This is a genomic window from Arthrobacter arnarulunnguaqae (assembly GCF_051262515.1).
In the GTDB taxonomy this organism is placed as follows: domain Bacteria; phylum Actinomycetota; class Actinomycetes; order Actinomycetales; family Micrococcaceae; genus Arthrobacter_N.
This window is the reverse complement of record NZ_JBIMER010000014.1, coordinates 36,863-56,698: the sequence shown is the minus strand read 5'-3', so window position 1 is coordinate 56,698 and position 19,836 is coordinate 36,863. Positions and strand designations below refer to the sequence as shown.

The 19,836-nt window shown below is 66.6% G+C and carries 20 protein-coding genes; 8 read left to right on the top strand and 12 right to left on the bottom strand.

Annotated features, from left to right (window positions below):
* Nucleotides 1–59: 59 nt before the first annotated feature.
* Nucleotides 60–1,166: an AlbA family DNA-binding domain-containing protein gene (locus ACHAAJ_RS12320; RefSeq protein ID WP_435728486.1), complete on the top strand. Its 1,107-nt coding sequence runs from the start codon at nt 60–62 to the stop codon at nt 1,164–1,166.
* An 800-nt stretch (nt 1,167–1,966) separates the two neighbouring features.
* On the opposite strand, the gene ACHAAJ_RS12315 is transcribed toward ACHAAJ_RS12320, so the two are convergent.
* The gene (locus tag ACHAAJ_RS12315) at nt 1,967–2,173 is read right to left on the bottom strand and encodes a hypothetical protein (protein ID WP_435728485.1); all 207 of its coding nucleotides are present in this window, start codon (nt 2,171–2,173) and stop codon (nt 1,967–1,969) included.
* Nucleotides 2,170–2,337, bottom strand: coding sequence for a thioredoxin domain-containing protein (locus ACHAAJ_RS12310; RefSeq protein ID WP_435728484.1), 168 nt, complete (start codon nt 2,335–2,337; stop codon nt 2,170–2,172). Before ACHAAJ_RS12310 ends, ACHAAJ_RS12315 begins: the two co-directional genes overlap by 4 nt.
* A gap of 334 nt (nt 2,338–2,671) precedes the next feature.
* Between ACHAAJ_RS12310 and ACHAAJ_RS12305 the strand changes: the two genes are divergently transcribed.
* A complete protein-coding gene (locus ACHAAJ_RS12305; protein WP_435728500.1) occupies nt 2,672–3,367 on the top strand; it encodes a restriction endonuclease in 696 nt (231 codons plus the stop codon).
* A 19-nt stretch (nt 3,368–3,386) separates the two neighbouring features.
* On the opposite strand, the gene ACHAAJ_RS12300 is transcribed toward ACHAAJ_RS12305, so the two are convergent.
* Nucleotides 3,387–5,246 carry a hypothetical protein gene (locus tag ACHAAJ_RS12300; RefSeq protein WP_435728483.1) on the bottom strand — a complete coding sequence of 620 codons (1,860 nt, stop codon included), beginning with the start codon at nt 5,244–5,246 and terminating at the stop codon, nt 3,387–3,389.
* A 53-nt stretch (nt 5,247–5,299) separates the two neighbouring features.
* On the opposite strand from ACHAAJ_RS12300, the gene ACHAAJ_RS15675 reads away from it, so the two are divergent.
* A complete protein-coding gene (locus ACHAAJ_RS15675) occupies nt 5,300–5,770 on the top strand; it encodes a DUF8548 family protein (protein ID WP_494337660.1) in 471 nt (156 codons plus the stop codon).
* A gap of 541 nt (nt 5,771–6,311) precedes the next feature.
* On the opposite strand, the gene ACHAAJ_RS12295 is transcribed toward ACHAAJ_RS15675, so the two are convergent.
* The 4 genes from ACHAAJ_RS12295 to ACHAAJ_RS12280 form a co-directional block, all read right to left on the bottom strand.
* Nucleotides 6,312–6,890, bottom strand: a complete 579-nt coding sequence (locus tag ACHAAJ_RS12295) for a hypothetical protein (protein WP_435728482.1) — start codon at nt 6,888–6,890, stop codon at nt 6,312–6,314.
* A gap of 619 nt (nt 6,891–7,509) precedes the next feature.
* Complete coding sequence (locus ACHAAJ_RS12290; protein ID WP_435728481.1) at nt 7,510–8,175, bottom strand: helicase associated domain-containing protein; 666 nt, start codon at nt 8,173–8,175, stop codon at nt 7,510–7,512.
* Nucleotides 8,175–8,411: a hypothetical protein gene (locus tag ACHAAJ_RS12285; protein ID WP_435728480.1), complete on the bottom strand. Its 237-nt coding sequence runs from the start codon at nt 8,409–8,411 to the stop codon at nt 8,175–8,177. Before ACHAAJ_RS12285 ends, ACHAAJ_RS12290 begins: the two co-directional genes overlap by 1 nt.
* Complete coding sequence (locus ACHAAJ_RS12280; RefSeq protein WP_435728479.1) at nt 8,408–8,662, bottom strand: glutaredoxin family protein; 255 nt, start codon at nt 8,660–8,662, stop codon at nt 8,408–8,410. Before ACHAAJ_RS12280 ends, ACHAAJ_RS12285 begins: the two co-directional genes overlap by 4 nt.
* A gap of 383 nt (nt 8,663–9,045) precedes the next feature.
* Between ACHAAJ_RS12280 and ACHAAJ_RS12275 the strand changes: the two genes are divergently transcribed.
* Nucleotides 9,046–9,993, top strand: coding sequence for an endonuclease/exonuclease/phosphatase family protein (locus tag ACHAAJ_RS12275; RefSeq protein ID WP_435728478.1), 948 nt, complete (start codon nt 9,046–9,048; stop codon nt 9,991–9,993).
* 72 nt (nt 9,994–10,065) lie between these two features.
* Here ACHAAJ_RS12275 and ACHAAJ_RS12270 read toward each other — a convergent pair whose 3' ends face one another.
* Together ACHAAJ_RS12270 and ACHAAJ_RS12265 are read right to left on the bottom strand one after the other, a co-directional pair.
* A complete protein-coding gene (locus ACHAAJ_RS12270) occupies nt 10,066–10,422 on the bottom strand; it encodes a hypothetical protein (protein ID WP_435728477.1) in 357 nt (118 codons plus the stop codon).
* 365 nt (nt 10,423–10,787) lie between these two features.
* Entirely contained in the window at nt 10,788–11,012 is a 225-nt protein-coding gene (locus tag ACHAAJ_RS12265) for a helix-turn-helix transcriptional regulator (protein WP_435728476.1), read from the bottom strand.
* A 147-nt stretch (nt 11,013–11,159) separates the two neighbouring features.
* On the opposite strand from ACHAAJ_RS12265, the gene ACHAAJ_RS12260 reads away from it, so the two are divergent.
* The 3 genes from ACHAAJ_RS12260 (at nt 11,160) to ACHAAJ_RS12250 (ending at nt 14,024) form a co-directional block, all read left to right on the top strand.
* Nucleotides 11,160–12,536, top strand: a complete 1,377-nt coding sequence (locus ACHAAJ_RS12260; RefSeq protein WP_435728475.1) for a tyrosine-type recombinase/integrase — start codon at nt 11,160–11,162, stop codon at nt 12,534–12,536.
* Between the two features lie 260 nt (nt 12,537–12,796).
* Nucleotides 12,797–13,582, top strand: coding sequence for an alpha/beta hydrolase (locus ACHAAJ_RS12255; protein ID WP_435728473.1), 786 nt, complete (start codon nt 12,797–12,799; stop codon nt 13,580–13,582).
* Nucleotides 13,575–14,024, top strand: a complete 450-nt coding sequence (locus ACHAAJ_RS12250; protein WP_435728471.1) for a hypothetical protein — start codon at nt 13,575–13,577, stop codon at nt 14,022–14,024. The genes ACHAAJ_RS12255 and ACHAAJ_RS12250 overlap by 8 nt, the downstream gene beginning before the upstream one ends.
* A 33-nt stretch (nt 14,025–14,057) precedes the next feature.
* Here the strand turns inward: ACHAAJ_RS12250 and ACHAAJ_RS12245 are convergent, their stop codons facing one another.
* The gene (locus ACHAAJ_RS12245) at nt 14,058–15,029 is read right to left on the bottom strand and encodes an ROK family protein (RefSeq protein WP_435728469.1); all 972 of its coding nucleotides are present in this window, start codon (nt 15,027–15,029) and stop codon (nt 14,058–14,060) included.
* A 138-nt stretch (nt 15,030–15,167) separates the two neighbouring features.
* Here ACHAAJ_RS12245 and ACHAAJ_RS12240 point away from each other — a divergent pair, with 138 nt between their 5' ends.
* A complete protein-coding gene (locus tag ACHAAJ_RS12240; protein WP_435728468.1) occupies nt 15,168–16,973 on the top strand; it encodes an AMP-dependent synthetase/ligase in 1,806 nt (601 codons plus the stop codon).
* 69 nt (nt 16,974–17,042) lie between these two features.
* Here ACHAAJ_RS12240 and ACHAAJ_RS12235 read toward each other — a convergent pair whose 3' ends face one another.
* Both ACHAAJ_RS12235 and ACHAAJ_RS12230 read right to left on the bottom strand, forming a co-directional pair.
* Complete coding sequence (locus tag ACHAAJ_RS12235; RefSeq protein ID WP_435728466.1) at nt 17,043–18,470, bottom strand: mycothione reductase; 1,428 nt, start codon at nt 18,468–18,470, stop codon at nt 17,043–17,045.
* 4 nt (nt 18,471–18,474) lie between these two features.
* Nucleotides 18,475–19,752: a MinD/ParA family ATP-binding protein gene (locus ACHAAJ_RS12230; protein ID WP_435728465.1), complete on the bottom strand. Its 1,278-nt coding sequence runs from the start codon at nt 19,750–19,752 to the stop codon at nt 18,475–18,477.
* Nucleotides 19,753–19,836: the final 84 nt, after the last annotated feature.

The window sequence follows — 19,836 nt, the reverse complement described above, 5'->3', positions numbered from 1 at the left end:
CTGCAAGTGAGCATCTTTGAAGGAGTTCCATCCTCGAACGCGCGAAGGGGTATCGGAGCATGGTTGGAAAGCTGCTGACAAAGCGCGGCAACATCTCGGTCTTCGACGAGGGACTCTATTGGGAGTTCGACGGAAAGGTCCGTAAATCGCCTGATGGCGACCAAATATACGTTCACATCGACGACCTACGGAAGATCTCAACCGCCGACCTAAAGGCGATCTTGAGGCGAATGAACGATCTCGAGCTCCAAACCACCCTCGTAGTTGTCACCGCATACAAAGGGGATATTGATCTCGACTACGTTGAAATATCGGGCATTTCCCTTGAGCTGCGTAACAACGATCTGATCATGAACGTTGATAGCTATGAGGACATTCCAGAAAATCCGAGACCACACACAAACCCTGGTTCCCGCGTTGCACCCCTACTCGTGCGCAAACGAATGTGGATGCTGGAATTCCAGGAAGACTTCGACGACTCAGGAATCTCTTGGCACATCCGTCTGGCAGTTGGATTCCATACGCGCGGTCGGACAGCAGCTTCCCTCGTCGAAGACGGCCTCGGTATACAGGCTCTGATGATGGCTTCTTCTGGTCAGCTGACGCCGGCAACACTTGCCGACCTTGTACGCGCTGGTCACGCACAAACTCTTCTAGGGCAACCCGAGAACCAGTGGCTGGAGGTCAAACGACAGCACTACGACCTGGGAACTGACTACGGCAAGGTCAGGCTCGCCCAAACGGTCTCCCAGTTCGCGAATTCCGATTCCGGCGGTGTGGTGGTTGTGGGCCTCGAATCCAAGAAGCGCGACGGCGTCGACACCATCCACGCGGTTACTCCCATGAAGCATGACCCGAATATCCGCCGGAAATATGTACAAGCCATCAGCAACCGAATCTATCCGCCTCCGGATCGCTTGGTGATAGAGGTTGTCGCAGCGGACACGGGTGATCTCGTGCTAATTGAGGTTCCGTCCCAGCCTGAAGAGCTCAAGCCATTCCTTGTCCACGGGTCAATCATTGACGGCAGAACTCAGGGGACTTTCATCTCTATAGTCCAGCGACGCGACGATGAAGCCGCTTCAAGCCACCCGGCGGCAATTCATTCGATGCTGGCAGCCGGGCGAGCATTCTTGAGGCGCGGGCATTTCCCTGACGGAATATAACCCTTCGTGGTGCAGGCAAATTGGCGGGTTTTTACTAGCCTCCGAACACCGGCTCTGGAGTTAGTTCCATCTGCGTGCGCTCCCAGTCCAACATGTAGGCGGTCCTGGGCATTGCGTCGATTCCTGTGACTGCGCGAGATACCGAATAGACGCACTGCTCGTACTTTTCGGCGCACCGAGCAGCCTCGTGCCTAAGACCGCGGTGCTTCACTCTGTTTCGGTCCGAGCCGAGATCTAGGCACTCCCCTTCCCAGCGTTCCGGTACTCGGAGGGCCTTGATCAGCGTCGGATATGCATTAGATGTTGACACGCCTTCGGCTAGGTCAAGAGCAAGGTTCGTAAGAAGGGAATGCTGCGCTTCAACGTAATCAGGCGGCGCGAGCTCGCTCCGACGCCAGGATCCCCAGGCGAGCGTGTATTCCGTCAAGTGCCTAACCACCAGATCATGTTTCTCTGGAGAAACGCGGTCCGATGGAGGCTGCAGTCGTAACGGTTCTTCGGAGCCGGAGTAGGTAACGCACTCAAGGAATCGGAGCGGCAATCGCTTACCCCGTGGGTGTTTCTGAAGCTGAGCTACTGCGCGCATTTCCAACGCAAAATCTGCGGATGCCAACCCCAGTTGAGCACGGCTCCCACTGAAATCGAGAACGAAGTGAATGCGTCCGTTGGACCTCCTACCCGCGTAGTAAGAAAACTTGAGATGGTGGCGGGTGCAGGTATATCGGAGAATCCGGAAGCAATCGCGCGCCAATTCTGAATCCTGCTCGGCAACGTCGAAGTGGAGATTCCAACCGGCCATGTCAGGCCTCATCCTTCGGGCTATGACCCAGAGTCTGCGCAGCATCACTTGATCGGCGGACGCAGCGTTGCATGAAGGCGATGACGATTTCGCGTTGGGTTTTGCCCTGGAGCGCGGCGTAGGCCTTGAACTCGTGAGCGAGGTCCTCGGGGACGTCGAAGTTCATCCGCTTCAGCGGCTGCCCGGCATCGGGTTTCCTGGTGGTCATGCGTTGGCATCCTGCCTGGCGTGGTCGATCGCGGTGTGGATGTGGGTGGGGTTCAGGCCGGACCAGTGGAAGTCGTCGTCCACCACGACGACGGATGCCTGGGAGTAGCCGAGCTCCTCGGTGACGTACCCGGACAAGCTGACGTTTAGCCCCCTGTCCGACATCGTTGATCCAACTATAGGGAGTAGATTGAACCGGGTGACAGAGGCACTTTCCGAGCAGGCGCGCCGAGTTGGGTATGCGTACTACCGCCTTGGGCACTCCACTCCCTCCGCGGTCGCCGAATTCGATTCTCTTGTCCAGTCGCTAGCCGACGGGACCTGCGGTCCGAGCACGTCTAGACCGGAGCACTTCGGAAAACCCACGTGGGTCATTTGGGTATTGATTCTGGGGTTGTTTCTCATCGTTCCGGTCTTCAGTGCAGAAGCGCGGGAGGTTGGGACTGTTGTCGGGGCATTGTGGATCCCAGTTTGGCTGGTTGTGTATTGGTTTGCGTCGATGGCGCAGGAATCAAAGGACGGCCCGTTCCAGGCTTGGCTAGCCCAGGAACAGGGACGAGAGAGAGTCGCTTCCCAGTTCCGGAGCGCCGTGCATCGGGAAATGTCCACCCTGATTCGCGCATACGGGCGGCCGGTTCAGGGAACGGGGAAAAGCTCGCCGGATCTACAGTCTTCCGCTGACGTTTCCCCTCGGGGCCAGCCCCCGGGCAAGGACCTCCCCCACCCAACCTTCAATCCCCCAGGCTCGGTTGGAACCGCTACATCCAAATTACGCACACCAAAAGCGATCAGCTCGTCCTTCGAGCTGGTCCCCCCGCCGGTTAGACCCTCATGCACGTTTCGGGAGGCAGAGCTCTACTGTCGGGAGTGGCTGGAGGCACTCGGGGCCACGGGGACCCGCGTGTCCCAGGCGACCAGGGATGGGGGAGCCGACATTATCGCGGACCGCTGCGTTGCAGAGGTGAAGCACCATGCTTCGCCGATCGGTCCGGGACCCGTTCGACAGATCGCTGGGGTGGCTACGACCGTGGGGAAACAGGCCATCTTCTTTTCACTGAGCGGATACTCGAGACAGGCAATCGAGTTTGGTTCGATGGCCGGCGTCTTGCTCTTCCAATACGATCCTGCAGCGTCACAACTAACGGGACTCACCACGGCGGCACGTCAGGCGATGCAAGACGGCCTGCCCACTTGAGCCTCGAACTGGACTCGGTTCATTCAGAGACTGTCCAGTTTGCCCCGTCTTGCTGGTCCAATTTTGGCGCTCCGGATCGATCCCGCGCCCCTTCGATGGCTTGCCAGATCAGTGCAGCTACTTCGGCACCTTCCCACTGGTTATAGGGGATCCACAGGTGAATTTGTCGCCCCGGGGAGGACAGCTCGACGAGATAAGCGTCAATGTACGGGCCACTTTCTCTTCTTCCGATCAGACTGTCGATGAAGTCCCCATCATCGAAGACAACCGGTGCCCGGGGAACACCCATGTGCTGGAAGCCCGCCTTGGTTGTCGTAACTACGTACTCCCATTGAGGATTGTCGAGACTAAGGAATGTTGGCTGCGTCAGATCCACGGGGTCATGGAACGACGACAACATTAGCCTCCCTCCAGCGACCAAAAGCCGACCTGAGCCACGAGTGGTGCAGTCCTCGACTGACCAGACTTCCCACGCGGCCGACAAACAGCGTCCGGAAGCTGCAATGGAGCTGCTCTGTGCCTCGGTGATCCACTCCTCGTCCGACTTGCGTGCACCATCCATGAACAACTTCAGCTCATGCGGGCGCAGGCGCCGTGAGGGTCGTTCGTAGTCATTAGGAACGAAATCGGTTTCGTCCCAGAAGTACTCCAGCAACCAGCGCCTCACCGCGTGACGCCTTGACTTCGCGCTTTCCGGGTATTCGGTTGGATATTCGCCGATTGTCGAGCGCAACCCTTCGAGCGATGCTGCAGCTCGCTTGCATCGTTCATGGTTCTCCTCATCAACGGAATAGCGCTCGTAGTCGACGCCCACTACTTCTCCGGATGTGGACAGCTGGGCCATGGCCGACGCGGCAGCCAAGTTCACGCCCCAGTCCTGAATGGTTCGAGTTCGTTGAAGGACCTCAGCTTCCGTGAATTCCCTCGGGGGCGTCGGCTCCTCAGGGCGGAAATCGGGCCGCTCCCATCCCCTTGCATCCAGAAGATCCAGTGGCTCCGCCCCTAGTTCCCGGCGACGGTCGACAACCTCCTGCCCTATGGCGGCTGCCAACGACGCACCCTGCCGTTCGTTGTCGTTGAGAGTCATTAGATAGGCCAGTCCAGGGCGGTAAAGATGGACGAGGAAGCGGTTTTGCGAAGTGACCTGGTCCTTGGGCAGACGTTGATCCAAGAAATGGGCTGGAACCCGGCTTTCGTGCATTGCGAAGTATCCGGCTCTGGCGGTTTCGACAACTACGCTCCAGCAGTGTTCGCCCAGTTCCAGATCGACAACCTGGATGTTGTCCGAATCCAACGACTCTTCCGGAATGAAGCACGCAAAGTCTCCGTCGAAAGCGTCCCGCAGATAGGCCACTGCTCCCTTTCGGGGCCCCTGGCCATCCGTGGAGAGCCAGCACGGGACGACTAGGTCGATTCCGCGTGGTCCAAAGTTGGACATGGAGTCCCAGTATTCGTCGTCATCGATGTCCTCCGACGGCAGCGAGGCCGCACGGTACTCGTCGATCGCCGCGAGCATAGCTTCCTGAGTTTCGATGAGGTGGAAGGGCGAATCGGTCGTCAGCAGCTCTCCTGGAACTGTGCCGAACACGTCAACGAGGGCATGGCTCTCACGTCTCTGGCGGCCCATCGTGTGCATGTGCTCTATGGGCAGCCCGTATCCGGAATCGAACTCCCAATCTTTGGCCAAGCGCTCGATATGTTCACGCGCGTAGCGCTTGGACAGCGCATCCGGATTAGGTGTCTGGGGGGTGGACTTGGACCGTTCCTCGGGCTCCAGGACCGCTACCTCGGCCAGCGCGTGCGCCACAGGGAACGACACGTCACCTTTTCCGGTCATGTGCTGGACGTGACGCAATACTTCAAGAAATCCCTGATCCACTCTTGTAGCCCCCGTGTTCCCGGACTGTCTGTTAGGTGAAACCTACTTCACGAATGAGACAGTTCACTCCGCACCCGCGGTCGATCGGTTCCGAGAACCACCGTTGCCGCCGCTGTTGGTGGTTCAATCCCGAGGTCATAGGCGGCCTACTCTCCACAATGCCGGCGGTTCGGTCCTGTCATCGCCGGACTGCTTGCACCAAGCAGAGCTGTTTCCACCGCCAGGAGGTCTGGGGCACGGCGCAGCGCAATATCCGTCGGTGTCTGCGTGGGGTGCGGATGCTCCTAGGGCACCCGGACGTGAAGGCAGACACCTGGGTCAACCGGTTCGCACACCGCGCCAGCGGCGACAGCACCCTCAGGCCCGACCACGTTCGCCGACTCGTGACCGCCGCGGCAGCCTTGCTGCCTGGGGACATCTCCGCCACCGTGCTGAACCACGCGATCTGGCGCTCCTCCTCCGGGTCAGGAGAACGACGGCCCCCCGCTCCCAGCCCGTGTACACATCGCCGGCCCGGAAGGTAGACCATCAGGGGTGAACAGTTGGACCGGCAGGGCAAGGACCGCACGCACGGGCCGGACCGTCCGGCTGCCGGGCCCCACCGACAAGGCCTTGAACAGCGTCCACGCCAGGGCGGGGAAGTCGCCCGCCCGTGCCTGTCGAACCATGTTGTCCCCCATAGGTTCCAACGTATCCCGCGTTAAACAGACGGACAGCAAGGTGCCCCGGTGCCGGGCGTGTGGTGTTCCGGGTCCTCCACATCGCCCCGTCCACGGTGCCGGCAGGCGCGGTGGGCGGGGGTTGTGTGTGGGGAGCGCAGTGCTGGGGGCGGGTGGAGCCGGTGCGGAAGCTCGGGCCGTCCCCAGCCAAGCGTTCGGGCGCCACGCCGCAACGCCCCCCACCAACGCACACCGAAGTGGATGCAGCGGCTTCCCAGACGGCGTACAGGTTCATACAGTCCGGTTCCGTAGTGTCGGGAGCACCTCTTGGAGGTGCGAGTGATGATGAAGGTCCCGGTCTCCCCCAGGCCGGGACCTTCGCGCGTGACAGGGGCGGCCTGCGCGCCTACCGGTCGGTGTCGTCCTTGTTCCAGTACGTCTCGGCCTGTTCCTGGAGGACGGCGAGGCGTCCGCGCATTTCGGCGAGCTCCTCCCGTGCGGCCGCGGCGGCGGCCCGCTCGGCTTCCAGCGCCGATGCCGCGTCCCGGCGTTGACCTTCGGTCTGGGCGGTCAGGGCGGCGAGGCGTTCGGTCAGGTGCGCCACCTGTTCCTCGGCCTTGTCTGCGCGCTGCGCCTCGGCGTCGGCGCGCGCGGCTTCGGCGTCGACGAGGTCCCCGGCGTCCCGGGCCTCGACCTTTGCCGCCTCGACGAGTTGGCCGGCCGCTTCGCGGTCCGCCTGGTACCGGGCGGCGGCCTCGGCCGCCGCGGCGGCCCACGCCCCGGCGAACGCCCGCTGCACGGCCTCCGGGATCGGGACCTCCGCCTGCCGCGCTTGGGCCCGCCACTGCTCGACACCGAGGCGGGCGGCCTCCATGGAGACGCCCGCGCGGGCGCGCACCGCCGAGACGGTGACCTTCTCCCCCGCGGCGTCCATCTCCTCGGCCGCCGAGGCGGCCCGCTGCGCCGGTGTGGACTGCTCTGCCATGAGGGCATCTCCTCGCAAGTAGTCAGTAATAAGCTTACTCCTATTATTACTTCTTCAGAATGGCTTGTCCATCCCTTGAGCGGCCGGGTGGCGAGGCGATGGTGCCTACGGCGGCCCAGCACCGGCGGGCCTATGGGTGGCCGGGTCCTCCACGGCGGCCGTCCACGGCGCCGTCAGTCGCGGTGGACGGGGGTTGTGTGTGGAGAGCGCGGTGCTGTGGGCGGGTGGAGCCGGTGCGGAAGCTCGGGCCGTCCCCAGCCACGCGACCGGTCCGGTCGCCGGCGTTGCTGTCTCCCGTGGGGCACCGGTGCCGAGGATGTTCCCGCTGTCGTCACTCCACGCCACCTGTACCGGTCCCGCGCTCCGGGCGGTGGTGGGCACCTGAACGGCGGCGCTGCCGGCCGCGGTCGGCCCGGTGGCGGTCGGCCCGGTGGCGGTGGCCTCACCGCGTGGACCGGTTCGACGGGGCTGCTGCCCCGTACGGGCAGCGCACCGCTGCGGCGGCGTTCCCGTGGACAAGGCCGCGTCTCCCCGTTTCGGGCTGCCGGTGCCCGAACGCCGGTGACGGCGCTTTCCGTGGGGTTGGACCCGGCGCGTCGCGTCCGATGCGAGGGTGGTTTCAGGCGCGGCGGGCTTTGCGGTGCGCCGACCAGCCGGGCAGGCGGGCGTCCAGGCGGTTGCTCCGCAAGGGGTCCAGCGACCCAAGGCGGTTGAGGCGGCGTTGGTAAACCAGCCACCGGCCCAGGACAAGCTCCTCGTCGTTCACGGGCTTCGACCCGCTGGGGAACCGACCGTGTTCGGTGAGGAACGCTGCGCACTCCTCGAGCCGCTCGTCCCAGCGGATGCTGTCCCGGGACTTCACCGGCTGGCGTCGCCATCCGGGGATGCGGGCCATGGCGGTGTGCTGCATGAGCTGGAGGTCCCCGCGCCGGTGGGCGGCGCGTTGTTCGCGCAGCCAGAGGTGCAGGGCGAGTTCCAGGGCGGAGGCGACGCTCCGGCCGTCGGCGAGACCGGGCAGGCGGTGGTGCTCGTTGACGAATCCCAGCAGCATCCGGTGCCAGAGCCGCCACTGGGTGCCGGTGGTGCCGCGCGCATGGCGTGGCAGCGACGGTTCCGTGTGGCGCAGCGGGCGTCGTTCCGGGGGTCTGGGGTCGTCCCGGATCCGGGCAGTGACGTGGGAGCGCACGGCACTGGGGGTGGTGTGGCACAGCCGGGCGATGGTCTCCACCTCCACGCCCTTGCGGTACATCATTTCCCACTCCCCGCGGGAGAGATCCGATGCCACTACGCCCCTCCCTCCCGGCGGCCGGTGGGATCGTTGGTCGTCGGGGCCACGGGGCGTCCGGCCGGGTCGGGGTGGTTCCGGCGCACGCAGCGCTCCATGAACGCGATGACGATTTCGCGTTGGGTTTTGCCCTGCAGGGCGGCGTAGGCCTTGAACTCGTGGGCGAGGTCCTCGGGGACGTCGAAGTTCAGGCGCTTCAGCGACTGCCCGCCGGTCGCCGGCTTCCGGGCGGTCATGCGGTGGCGTCCTGCCGGGCGTGGTCGATCGCGGTTTGGATGTGGACGGGGTTCAGCCCCGACCAGTGGAAGTCGTCGTCCACCACGACGACGGGCGCCTGGGAGTAGCCGAGGTCCTCCGTGACGCACTCCAGCGCGGCGGGGGTCTCGGTCAGGTCCACCTCGGTGAACGTGGTGCCGGCCGCGGCGAACTTCTCGGCGGTCTTGCGACACCCGAAGCATCCCGGCTTCGAGTACATCGTGATGGCCATGCCACTCTCCCCCTACCGATTGGCGTACCTTCGTTCTACCCTCAAATAAGGGTCAGACAAAGGTTTTTACCTTGTGTTGGCGGCGTTTTTGGCCCGGCTGTGTACGCGACCCTGCAGGCAGGTGGGCTTGTTTGCCCAGACGGATCGGCTACTGCCCCACTCGTCCACGGAAGCCCTTTCGTCTCCCTGTGGGGGCCGGGGCCGGCGGCACTGCCGTCGCCCCGGTGGGTGCCGGCGCGGGGCCTGCTCTCGCCTGGTGGCGCTTTATTCGGTCCCCCGCGGGACCCGGGTGCCTTGGCGTCACGGTTGCGGCGTCGCCTCCGTTGCCCCGTGCTGCCGGAGGATTCATGGGCGCCCCCCGGGGGTGTGTTTGGATGTGTTCCATGAAGAGCACACCGCCCGCCGATGTGGTCCGGGATCTCGCGCGGCTCGAGAAGGCGTTGGACGCAACGGTCCCGGGCAAATCCGACGGGAACCTGTTGGTGGCGACGTGGAACGTGCGCGCGTTCGGGGACCTGACCCGCAAGTGGTCGGCCGGGCCGAAGGATTCGCCGAAGCGGGACCTGCACGCGATGGCGTGCATCGCCGCGATCGCGAAGCGCTTTGATGTCCTGGCAGTGCAGGAGGTCCGCCGGAACACCACCGCCCTGCAGCACCTGGTGGGACTGTTGGGGCCGGGGTGGAGGTTCATCACCTCCGACGTCACCGAAGGAACCGCCGGCAACGGGGAACGCCTGACGTACCTGTACGACGCCGAGCGTGTCCAGCCCTCCGGGCTGGTCGGGGAGATCGTCCTGCCCCCGACCGCGGACGGACCGGTCCCCCAGTTCGCCCGGACCCCCTACGCGGCCGGCTTCACCCGCGGCACCGCCGGATTCGTCCTCACCAGCGTGCACGTACTCTGGGGCCAGCGCGCGACCGACCGCCTCCCGGAGATCACCACCTTCGCCCAATGGATGCGCGACTGGGCGGAGCACCCGGACGACTGGAACGAGAACCTGCTCGTCCTGGGGGACTTCAACCTGGACCGCATCGGCGACCCGTTGTTCGAGGCATTCCTCTCCACCGGACTCTGGCCGCCAACGGAACTGGACACGGTGCCGCGCACCATCTTCGACAACGACCGGACACGGAACTTCTACGACCAGATCGCCTGGTTCTCCGAACCCGACGGGACCAGCATGCTCCAAAGCCTGCACTACACAGGACGCGCCGGCCACGTGGACTTCCTCCCCCACGTCTTCACGACACTGACCCGGAACGAGGTGTCCTGGCGGATCTCGGACCACTACCCGCTATGGTCCGAATTCACCCTCCGAAACGACCCTTGAGCGCAAAGGAACCATCGCGGTTCCCCGCGGTCCCCGGCGTTGTTGGTTGCCGGCGGGGACGTAGGCGGTTGGCTACCAGATTTTGATGCCGAAGCGCCGCGCGGCGGCGTTCAGGGCCGGGTTGTCGCTGCGGATCGCCGTCCCGGGGTCCGCGACCATCGCGGTTTCCTCCAGGCCGTCGTCCCTGCGCCTTAGCCAGTAGGCCCAGCAGTGCCCGCCGCCGTGCTTGCTCCGGAACCGCAGGCCCAGGGGCCTGCTGCCATCGTCCAGGACCTGTTCCCGGATCCAAGTGGACACCAGGGTGGTTGCCGCGCGGTTCTCCCCGTGGAGGACACCCAGGGTGAGCTGGTCGATACCCCGCCCGTCGTGGAGTCCGGTCCCGATGCCGGCGCCGAGGGCGGCGATGGTCTCCGGGTGTTCGACGTCCACCCACCAGCCCGGTTCGGCCAGCTCGACCCCGGTAGGTGTTGCGGCGGTCCCTCCAGTGCCGGGGCAGGCAGCCGAGCTTGACCTGGTTTCCCCAGTCGTCGTCGATGCCCCGGACGTATTCGTCCAGGCTCATGCCCATGAAGTCGGCGTCCTTCTGCATCGGATGCCGGGCGCCGAGGCGCAGGGCGTAGCCGGAGAGCACCTCGGCGAACGCGATCTCGTCCGTCTCGAAAGATGTACACGGTGGACCCGGGTGTGTCGTACCCGCTCCATTCCCCCACGGTCATAAACAAAGGAGTCTGTAGCCCAATGAAAAGGTCCCATCCCAAGACGGTGCTTTCGTATGTCTGGGCGAGGAACCGGCCTTAGGCTGCATCGGCGAAGATCGCCTCGATGTGCGCGACGACGTCCTCCGGCTTGAACTTCCAGTGCCCGCCAACCTTAGCCCCGCGCGGGGCAAGGCCTAGCTTGAGCCATTCCCGGAACTGATATTCCGAAATATTAAGGAGGTAGGCGACCTCGTGTAGGTCCAAAAGGGGACGGATACCGGCGATCGGAGCGGCGTTGATGCGGGACTGGGTTGCTTTCATACCAGTAGGGAGTGCAGTGTCCCGCGTTCAAGTCTCAGGTCAACCGAACCGCCATCAGCCCCCGCCCTCACGACCTGAAAAGTGGGCTACGCTATTGGATCATGAGCGGACCGATCCGGACCGTGACCTGCACAGAAAGAAGGGCCAATGCCCATCGCCCGCGGGCGTCCGCGCCGCCACGCACCCGGAACCATCGCCGAACCCCGCACCTTATACGACCCGTTCGACGGTGCAGGTCGCAGCACCAATAGGGGTCGCCGGATCATCATCGAGGCCGAAAAAACCGGAACCTCCCTCATTTACAAGGCCAGCGTGCGCTACTGGCCGTTGGATGGGAGCCGAACCCGGGAAGCCACCGCTCAGGGCGCCACGGAGACGGCCGCCAAGGCGGCCGCAGTCGATGGCGCCCGTCGTGCGCTGCGCCACATCCCGGGGACCGACCAGCTCACCCTCGACTCCCCATTCGCCGCTCTGTGGGATGCCTGGATGCTCGAGTCCGGACCCGGCAAGGCCCCGCGCACCCGCTCCATGTATAAGACACAGTGGGAGCACTGGATCGGTCCCGCCCTCGGCGCGCGCACCATCGAGCAGGTGAAGCCTGGAACGGTCACCGCTGTGCTGGCCGCCGTCCGAGCCGGACGAACCGTGCAAGTAAAGACCAAGGGCGGCCAGTTTCGGGACCAAGGCATCGGCGGGCTCGGAGCCGCGCGGACGACCATGCTGCTCATCCGCAACCTGATCCAGCTCGCCGATGACCATGAGGTGTACGGGGACAGGCGGCCCCCGAGGATCCGGGATACCTTCGCCGCAGAGCGCAAGGCCGCTGAAAAAACCCCCCGCGCGCTGTTCCCCTGGGAGGACAAGGCCCTTTTCGACCGGCTCGAGGGCTATGTCCACGGCGGGTCCCGCGACCCGCGGGCCGAACGGGTCCCCGTGATCATGGCCCTCATGCTCTCGAACGCGGCCCGTGTGTCGGAGGCCCTTGCCGCACGCATCGAAAACATCTGGGAGGCCTTCCCCGGCGAGGCGAAGAGCCCCCTAGTGATGCAACTGGCGGGCGCCGTCAAGTTCGACGACAACGGCACTCCTTACTACGAGGCGTGGGACAAATCCAGGTTGCGCGCCCGCACCCCGGTCGTTCTGGACGCCCGAGCATCCCGCTACGTCCGCGAGCAGATCGCCCGCGTCGGGACCACCACCGGCTGGCTGTTCCCCAACAAGGACGGAGGCGTGGTCGACCAGGGCAATTTGGACCGGCAGCTCCGTCAGGCCCTGAAGTTCAAAGTGGGCCCGGGCGACGTGGATCTGAGCTGGGTAGGGACGCACACCTGCCGGCGAACGAGGGTCACCATGGTTGCAATGACGGATCTGGAGGCCGCGCGCGTCTTGGCCGGGCATTCACAGATCTCCACCACTCAGAAGTACGTTGACCCCACCATGAGGCAGTTCCTGGACCCAACAGGCGCGCTCGGCGGACGCCAGGCGCACGTGCGGGGGGGAGGCCGGCTGAATGCCGAAATGTGACTCGTGGAAGAGTTTTGCTAGAGTTGGGGCCCCCTGAGGTCGCCCGGTGGTCGCCTTGGGGCCCGCCGATCCCTTTATCGGCAAGGGAGTTGGTGCTCTATCCCGATGTTGTGATGGCACACAACACGCGTGTGCCTTCCGCCCGTGAGGGTTGTGGGCCTGGCGGCACGGACATGCCGCGGACCGCGAGTCGGTTAGGCTCTACTCTAGGCACACATCCACCCCTGGAGCACCCACCTCCGGGCACCATCGGGAGCATCATGGACTTCTCGCCCCGGCCACCCGAGGGCGCCGAAACCCCGTTCAGGGTGCGCGGCGGCCCCGATGCCGTGCTGCTGGTGCACGGCTTCACCTCCGGCCCGCGCAGCATGCGCCCGTGGGCCGACGCCCTGGTGGAGGCGGGTCTGACCGTCAGCCTCCCCCTCCTGCCGGGCCACGGAACCACGTGGCAGGACCTGGCCCGCACCCGGCACACCTCGTGGACACGCGCCGTTGAGCGGGAGTTCGATTTCCTCCAGCGGGCGCACCGCAACGTCTTCGTCTTCGGCCTCTCGATGGGCGGGGCGCTGGCGCTCCAGCTGGCGGCCAACCGGTCCGTGGCCGGCGTCGTTGTCGCCAATCCCGGCTTGACCTTCGCCGACCCGGCCGCGCGCTTTGCGGGCATCATCAAATACGCGGTGAAATCCGTGGCCGCGATAGCCAACGACATCGCGCTGGCGGGCGCGGACGAGGGTGCCTACGACCGGACGCCCGTCGCCGCCGTCGAACAGCTGGCGCTCCTGTTCCGCCACACGCGGCGCGCCCTCCCCAGCGTCTGGGCGCCCGTACTCGTTTACCGCTCGCGGGTGGACCACGTGGTGCCGGATTCCAGCATCGACGCGCTGTTGGCGGGACTGGCCAAGCGGCCGCCCGGGGCGCCGCCGCCCACCGTCCGCGCCCTCGAAAAGAGCTTCCACGTGGCCACCCTCGACCACGACGCCGTCCTGATGTTCGAGGGCTCGATCGCATTCGTCCGTTCCCACACCGAAGGCGGCAGCAGTGCCTAACCACGATCCCGATCCGCGCCGGGACCCGTCCTCCGACGACGCCGCCTGGCGGGACCTTGTCCGGCAGCTCGAATCCACGGATCCGTCCGCCGAACAGTCCGCACCGTCGGAACGGCCCGCGCCGGCTGTTCCGGCCCCGCGCATAGCGGATCCCGCCGCGCCCGGTCCGCGCGATTACTCGCCGCCGGAACCGGACGACGACGACGACGCCTTCGTCCCCGAGGATCCCCCCGCCTTGGGCAGCGGCAACCCCATGACCGTTCTGGCCTGGTGCGGCGCGGCCGGCGCTCCCCTGGCCCTGCTGCTGCTGGCCATCCTGTGGCGCGGGGCGCCGGCGGTCGCGTGGATCGGCTTGTGCCTGGCGTTCCTCGTTGCGGTCGGCTACCTGCTGTGGCGCCTGCCGCGGCACCGAACGGGCAACGACGACGGTTCGCGCGTCTAGGAGCACCGGCGAAAGGCCGACGCGCCCATCGCCTTACGCCCGCGCCGCGCCGCGCGCCTCGACCCGAGCGAGATCGGCCGATCCGACCAGTCCCGCGTCCGCTCCCAGCCGGGCGCGGAGGACCCGCGCAAACGGGCGGTAGCCGCGGCCGGTGAGTTGCCGCCGATACGAGGCCTCCGCGGCTTCCAGCAGGCCCGTCGACGCCGACCCCAGCCCTCCCCCGATGACAAAGGTGCCGGGGTCCAAAGCCGCGGCCAGGTTCGCCAGTCCCAGTCCCAGCCATTCCCCGGCCTCGGCAACCAGGTCCATGGAGGCGGGATCCCCGTCGCGCGCCAGCCTCGTGACCAGTTCGCCGTTGATGGCTTCAGGGTCCCCTCCGGCCGCGGCCAGCAGCGCGTGGGCCACCGGCGAGTCCGCCCGGGCCATTTCCCGGCCTTCGCGCCCCAACGCGTTGCCGGACGCGTACTGTTCCCAGCACCCGCGGTTGCCGCACTCGCAGCGGTGGCCCCCCGGCACGACGACCTGGTGGCCGAACTCGCCGGCCACCCCATGCCGGCCACGGCGCAAAACGCCGTCGATCACCAGGGCTCCACCGATGCCCGTCCCCAGCGTCAGGCACACGAACTGCTCCTCCCCCCGCCCCGCGCCGAACCGCCACTCGGCCCAGCCGGCGGCATCGGCATCGTTCGCGACGGCCACCGGCCGATTCAAGAAACCCTCGAGTCGGCTCCGCAACGGTTCGTTGCGCCAGGCCAGATGGGGGCTGAAGCGGACGTTCCCCGTCACCGGGTCCATCCAGCCGGCGGCGCCGACCCCCACCGGCATCCCGGGCGTGTCGCCAGCCAGCTCGCGCACCACCTCCACGACGGCGGACTCGACCTCCCGCGGATCGTGCCCCGGCGTCGGCCGCCCGAGACGGCGCAGCACCACGCCTTCGGCGTCGACCACGCCCGCGGCGATTTTGGTACCCCCGATGTCGACGCCGACCGCCGCTCCTGCCGTCATCCAGCACCCTTTCCGAAGTTTGTCCTCGCCATAAGTTACTAGCGGGTATTTTTTGTGACGCGACACACTAGGCTGGAGTCAACGGCCGATCCGCTGGGGTTCGGCCGGAAGGTCCCACTCGACGAAGAGGAGCCCATTGTGCGCGAATTCAGCGTACCCCCGCTTGTGGTCAGCCCGCCCGCGACCAATTCCACCGACTTTGTCTTGCGTCAGGCCGCCTCGGCGGACAATCCCGTCCTGTTCGCGCGTCCGGACGGCAAGGGCGGATGGCTTGATGTCCATGCCAAGGACTTCGCCGCGGATGCGTCCGCCATCGCCAAGGGCCTGATCGCCGAGGGCGTCGAACCCGGCGGACGGATCGGCATCATGTCCCGCACCCGCTACGAATGGGCGCTCGTGGACTTCGCCATCTGGTTCGCCGGATGCGTCTCCGTCCCCGTGTACGAGACCTCCTCCCCGACCCAGGTGGCGTGGATCCTCGGCGACTCCGGCGCCACCGGCGTCGTGGTCGAGGCGGGACACCACGAGAACGTCGTGCGGCAGGCAGCCTCCCAGGAGGGGCTGAACGGGCTGGAGCACGTGTGGCAGATCGACGGCGGCGGGCTGGACGTCCTGCGAGAGGCGGGCCGGTCGGTCGGCGACGAGGTCCTCGAGGAACGCCGCACCTCGCTGAACCTGGACAGCCTGGCGACCATCATCTACACCTCCGGCACCACCGGCCGCCCCAAGGGCTGCGAACTCACGCACCGCAACTTCGTGGAACTCAGCGAGAACGCGGCGGCCGCCCTGCCGGAATGCGTCCACCCGGGCGCCTCCACCATCATGTTCCTCCCGCTCGCCCACGTGTTCGCCCGGTTCATCTCCGTGCTGTGCGTCGCCGCGGGCGCGACGGTAGCCCACACCGCGGACGTCAAGAACCTCCTGCCGGACCTGCAGAGCTACCGGCCGACGTTCATCCTCGCCGTTCCGCGCGTCTTCGAGAAGGTCTACAACTCCTCTATGCTCAAGGCCGAGGACGGCGGCAAGGGCAAGATCTTCCACGCGGCCGCGGACACAGCCATCGCCTACTCGCGGGCGAAGGAGCAGGGGAAGGTCCCCCTGGTCCTCGGGCTGAAGCACCAGCTCTTCGACAAGCTGGTCTACGGGAAGATCCGCGCGGCCATGGGCGGCCGCGTGGTCCATGCCGTCTCCGGCGGAGGGCCGCTGGGCGAGCGGCTCGGCCATTTCTTCAACGGGATCGGACTGATGATCCTGGAGGGCTACGGGCTCACCGAGACCACGGCGCCGATCACGGTCAACACGCCGAAGCGGATCAAGATCGGCACGGTGGGGGCTCCCATTCCGGGCAACGGCGTCAAGATCGCGGACGACGGCGAGATCCTCGCCAACGGCAACTGCGTCATGCGCGGCTACTTCAACCGTCCGGACCTGGAGGCCGAGACGTTCGTGGACGGCTGGTTCCGCACCGGCGACATCGGCGAACTCGACGAGGACGGCTTCCTGCGGATCACCGGACGCAAGAAGGAAATCATCGTGACGGCCAGCGGAAAGAACGTCGTCCCCGCCCAGTTGGAGGACGCGATCCGGGCGGACGCGCTGGTGTCCCAGTGCGTCGTCGTCGGCGACCAGCGGGCGTTCATCGCCGCGCTGGTGACGCTGGACGAGGAGGCCCTGCCGGGCTGGCTGCAGCGCCACAACCTCCCGTCCGCCACCGTGGCCCAGGCGGCCGAGCTGCCGGAGGTCCGCGACGCCATCCAGGGGATCGTCGACCACGCCAACGAATCCGTGTCCAAGGCGGAGGCGATCAAGGAGTTCAGGATCGTTCCCACGGACTTCACGGAGACCTCGGGCCACCTCACGCCGTCGCTGAAGATCAAGCGGGCGCAGGTCCTGCAGGACTTCGGGCCGGTCGTGGAGGACATCTACGCGGCGGACCGCCGCTAGCCGCTCCGGCGCAAAGCCAAGGGCCGGCCCCGCCAGAAGGCGGCGCCGGCCTTTGCCGTGCGCCGGTCCCTACAGCGGGTCGCCGTCCGCGGCGTCGACCCCCAGCGCCAGGAGGGCGTTCTCCACGACCTCCGTGAGCGCGGGATGGATCCAGTACTGCCCCCGCGCCATCGTGGGCACGTCCGTGCCCGCCACCATCGCCTGGATGAGGGGCTGGATCAGGATGGACGCCTCGTGCCCCATGATGTGGGCGCCGAGCAACCTGCGCGACTTCCTGTCCGCGACGAGCTTGACGATCCCCTCGCCGTCGTCCATCGCCCAGCCATACGCCGTCGAGCCGTATTCCTGGACCACGGTGACGATGTCGGTGCCCGCGGATGCCTGGGCGCGAGCCTGTTCCTCCGTGAGGCCCACGGCCGCGATCTGCGGATCCGTGAAGACGGCGGCCGGCACGTGGGACCGGTCCATGATTCGGGGACTGTCCGGCCGTTCCAGGTTGTGCGCGACGACGCGCGCCTCCCGGTTGGCGACATGCTTGAGTTGGTACTCGTTGGACGCGTCCCCCAGCGCGTACACGCCCTCGCAGGGTTCCCCGCCGACGAGGACCCGCTGGAAGTCGTCCACGGCGAGCGTGCCGTTGTCGTCGACGTCGAAACCGGCCGCTTCGACCCCCAACCGATCCGTGTTGGGCACGCGCCCGGTGGCGATCAGCACGACGTCGGCTTCGACGCTCAGGGCGCGTCCGGCGCCGTCCGGCGCGAACGAGGCCGTGACGGAACCGTCGGCGTTCTCCTCGACGCCCGTCACCGCGTAGCCAAGCTCGAGGCGCCAGCGTTCGACGGCAGCGGAGGTGAACCGGCGTGAAATCTCCGCGTCGTGCTGCCGCAGCAGGCGCCCCGACCGGTTGACCTGAACCACATCGGAACCCAGCGAATGGAAGACGTGGGCGAACTCCGCGGCGATGAATCCGCCGCCGAGCACCAGCACGCGCTCCGGCAGCGCGGGCAGCCGCATGACGGTGTCCGAGGTGTGCACCTGCGGCAGGTCCATTCCCGGAAGGTCCGGCAGCACCGCCCGCGAGCCCGTGGCAACCACGATGCGATCGGCCGTGATCTCCGTGCCGGAGTCGGTGAGCAGCGTGCGTGGACCGGTGAAACGGACGTGCTCCTCGTACAGGTCGACGTGCTCCAGCTCGTCCGCGCGGTAGTTTCGCCCGGCGGCGGAGATCGCGTCGATGCGGCCGAAGACCCGGTCGCGGATGTCGGCCCAGCGCACGCCGTCCAAGGCCAGGTCGACGCCGAGGCGCCGCGCCTGTGCCGGCGCGGCAGCCAACTGGGCCGGGTACACGAACATCTTGGTGGGGATGCACCCCACGTTCAGGCAGGTGCCCCCGAACGTGCCGCCGTCGATGATGGCGACCCTCTTGTCGTCCCAGAAGGGCGTGACGAGTGAGTTTCCCGATCCGGAACCGATGATCGCCAGGTCGTAGTGCGGCATGCCGTCAGCCCCTCAGCTCGTCGACGACGAGCGCCGCCAGTTCCATGGCGGCCTCGCGCGTGGCGGGGCGCAGCCGGGCGAGGTCGATGCGGGACCCCTCGGCCAAGTGCGGATCGTGCGGTAGGCGGACCACGGTGGCGACGCGCGTGCGGAAATGCGCCTCGATTTCCTCGACGTTGACCGCGCGGCCCTTCCCGGCCGACTGGTTGATGACCACGATCGCCCGCTCGGACAGGTCCGTGCGGCCGTGGGCCTCCAGCCAGGAGAGCGTCTCCGAGGCGAGGCGTGCCTCGTCCACGCTGGCGCCGGAGACCAGAACGACGGCGTCGGCCTTGTCCAACGTGCCCTTCATGACCGAGTGGACCATTCCCGTACCGGAATCGGTGAGGACGATCGAATAGAACCTGGACAGCAGGTCGGTCACGGCACGGTAGTCGGCGTCGTCGAACGCCTCCGCGACGTGCGGGTCCGTGTCGGAAGCCAGGACGTGCAGCCGGGAACCCTCGCGGGCCGCATACGTGGAGAGCTTGGAGAAGGAATCGACCATGAAGCGGTTCTGCACGAGTTGGCGCGCGGTGTAGCGGGCCTTCCCGGGCGACCGGTCCGTCAGCGTCCCGCGGTCGGGGTTGGCGTCCATGGCGATGATCCGGTCCTCTCGGATCTGGGCGAGCGCCATGCCCAACAGCGTGGTGACGGTGGTCTTTCCGACGCCGCCCTTGCGCGAGAGCACCGGGACGTAGCGCGTCCCCTCGCCCAGCGACGCCGCGATCTTGTGCTCGGTGATGCGCTGGAGCCGCACGGCGTCGGAATCGCCCACGTTGACCTTGCCGAACGTCGAGGCGAACAGCCAGCGGCGCCACCCGGCGGCCGGCGGACGATTGCGCGGTTCCAACAGGCGGTCCGCCGTCAGCGAAGCCGCCGTCTCCGGCGCGTCCACGGTAGCAGAGGCTCCGACCTCGGGCCCGTGCTGCTGCTCGGTCTTGACGGTCCCCGAGGGTTCCCACCCCGCGAGATCCGGCAGGGCGACCGCATCCACGTCCCGAGGACCGTCTTCGGTGGCACCACCGGACGCTTCGGCCACCTCCCCCGCCGGCGCGGAGGACGCTTCGAATGCCGGATCAATTGCCGGATCGGTGGCGTTCTCGGCCGGGGTCCCGGGCCGAGCCGCGGCCGCGCCGTCCGTGTCCGCCTGGTCCGAGGGCGAGCCGGTAGCCGAGTCTTCGTGGTCGGCGTCTCCGGCGTCCAGGGGCTTGTCGTCGGGCGTGCTGCTGTTCTGGGTCATCGTGTCCTCGGTGCGTGCGATGTGGCCTGGGCCGGGTCTGGAATCACCCTAGCGCACGCGGGGACCGGCACCCGGAAGGGTGCC

Bases quoted from the DNA above. Each gene is read 5' to 3' on its own strand.
- ACHAAJ_RS12255 (WP_435728473.1), top strand. From the start codon at position 12,797: ATGGACTTCTCGCCCCGGCCACCCGAGGGCGCCGAAACCCCGTTCAGG.
- ACHAAJ_RS12285 (WP_435728480.1), bottom strand. From the start codon at position 8,411: ATGACCGCCCGGAAGCCGGCGACCGGCGGGCAGTCGCTGAAGCGCCTG.
- ACHAAJ_RS12235 (WP_435728466.1), bottom strand. From the start codon at position 18,470: ATGCCGCACTACGACCTGGCGATCATCGGTTCCGGATCGGGAAACTCA.
- ACHAAJ_RS12265 (WP_435728476.1), bottom strand. From the start codon at position 11,012: ATGAAAGCAACCCAGTCCCGCATCAACGCCGCTCCGATCGCCGGTATC.
- ACHAAJ_RS12275 (WP_435728478.1), top strand. From the start codon at position 9,046: ATGAAGAGCACACCGCCCGCCGATGTGGTCCGGGATCTCGCGCGGCTC.
- ACHAAJ_RS12295 (WP_435728482.1), bottom strand. From the start codon at position 6,890: ATGGCAGAGCAGTCCACACCGGCGCAGCGGGCCGCCTCGGCGGCCGAG.
- ACHAAJ_RS12260 (WP_435728475.1), top strand. From the start codon at position 11,160: ATGCCCATCGCCCGCGGGCGTCCGCGCCGCCACGCACCCGGAACCATC.
- ACHAAJ_RS12310 (WP_435728484.1), bottom strand. From the start codon at position 2,337: ATGTCGGACAGGGGGCTAAACGTCAGCTTGTCCGGGTACGTCACCGAG.
- ACHAAJ_RS12230 (WP_435728465.1), bottom strand. From the start codon at position 19,752: ATGACCCAGAACAGCAGCACGCCCGACGACAAGCCCCTGGACGCCGGA.
- ACHAAJ_RS12320 (WP_435728486.1), top strand. From the start codon at position 60: ATGGTTGGAAAGCTGCTGACAAAGCGCGGCAACATCTCGGTCTTCGAC.
- ACHAAJ_RS15675 (WP_494337660.1), top strand. From the start codon at position 5,300: ATGAGACAGTTCACTCCGCACCCGCGGTCGATCGGTTCCGAGAACCAC.
- ACHAAJ_RS12305 (WP_435728500.1), top strand. From the start codon at position 2,672: ATGGCGCAGGAATCAAAGGACGGCCCGTTCCAGGCTTGGCTAGCCCAG.
- ACHAAJ_RS12280 (WP_435728479.1), bottom strand. From the start codon at position 8,662: ATGGCCATCACGATGTACTCGAAGCCGGGATGCTTCGGGTGTCGCAAG.
- ACHAAJ_RS12245 (WP_435728469.1), bottom strand. From the start codon at position 15,029: ATGACGGCAGGAGCGGCGGTCGGCGTCGACATCGGGGGTACCAAAATC.
- ACHAAJ_RS12315 (WP_435728485.1), bottom strand. From the start codon at position 2,173: ATGACCACCAGGAAACCCGATGCCGGGCAGCCGCTGAAGCGGATGAAC.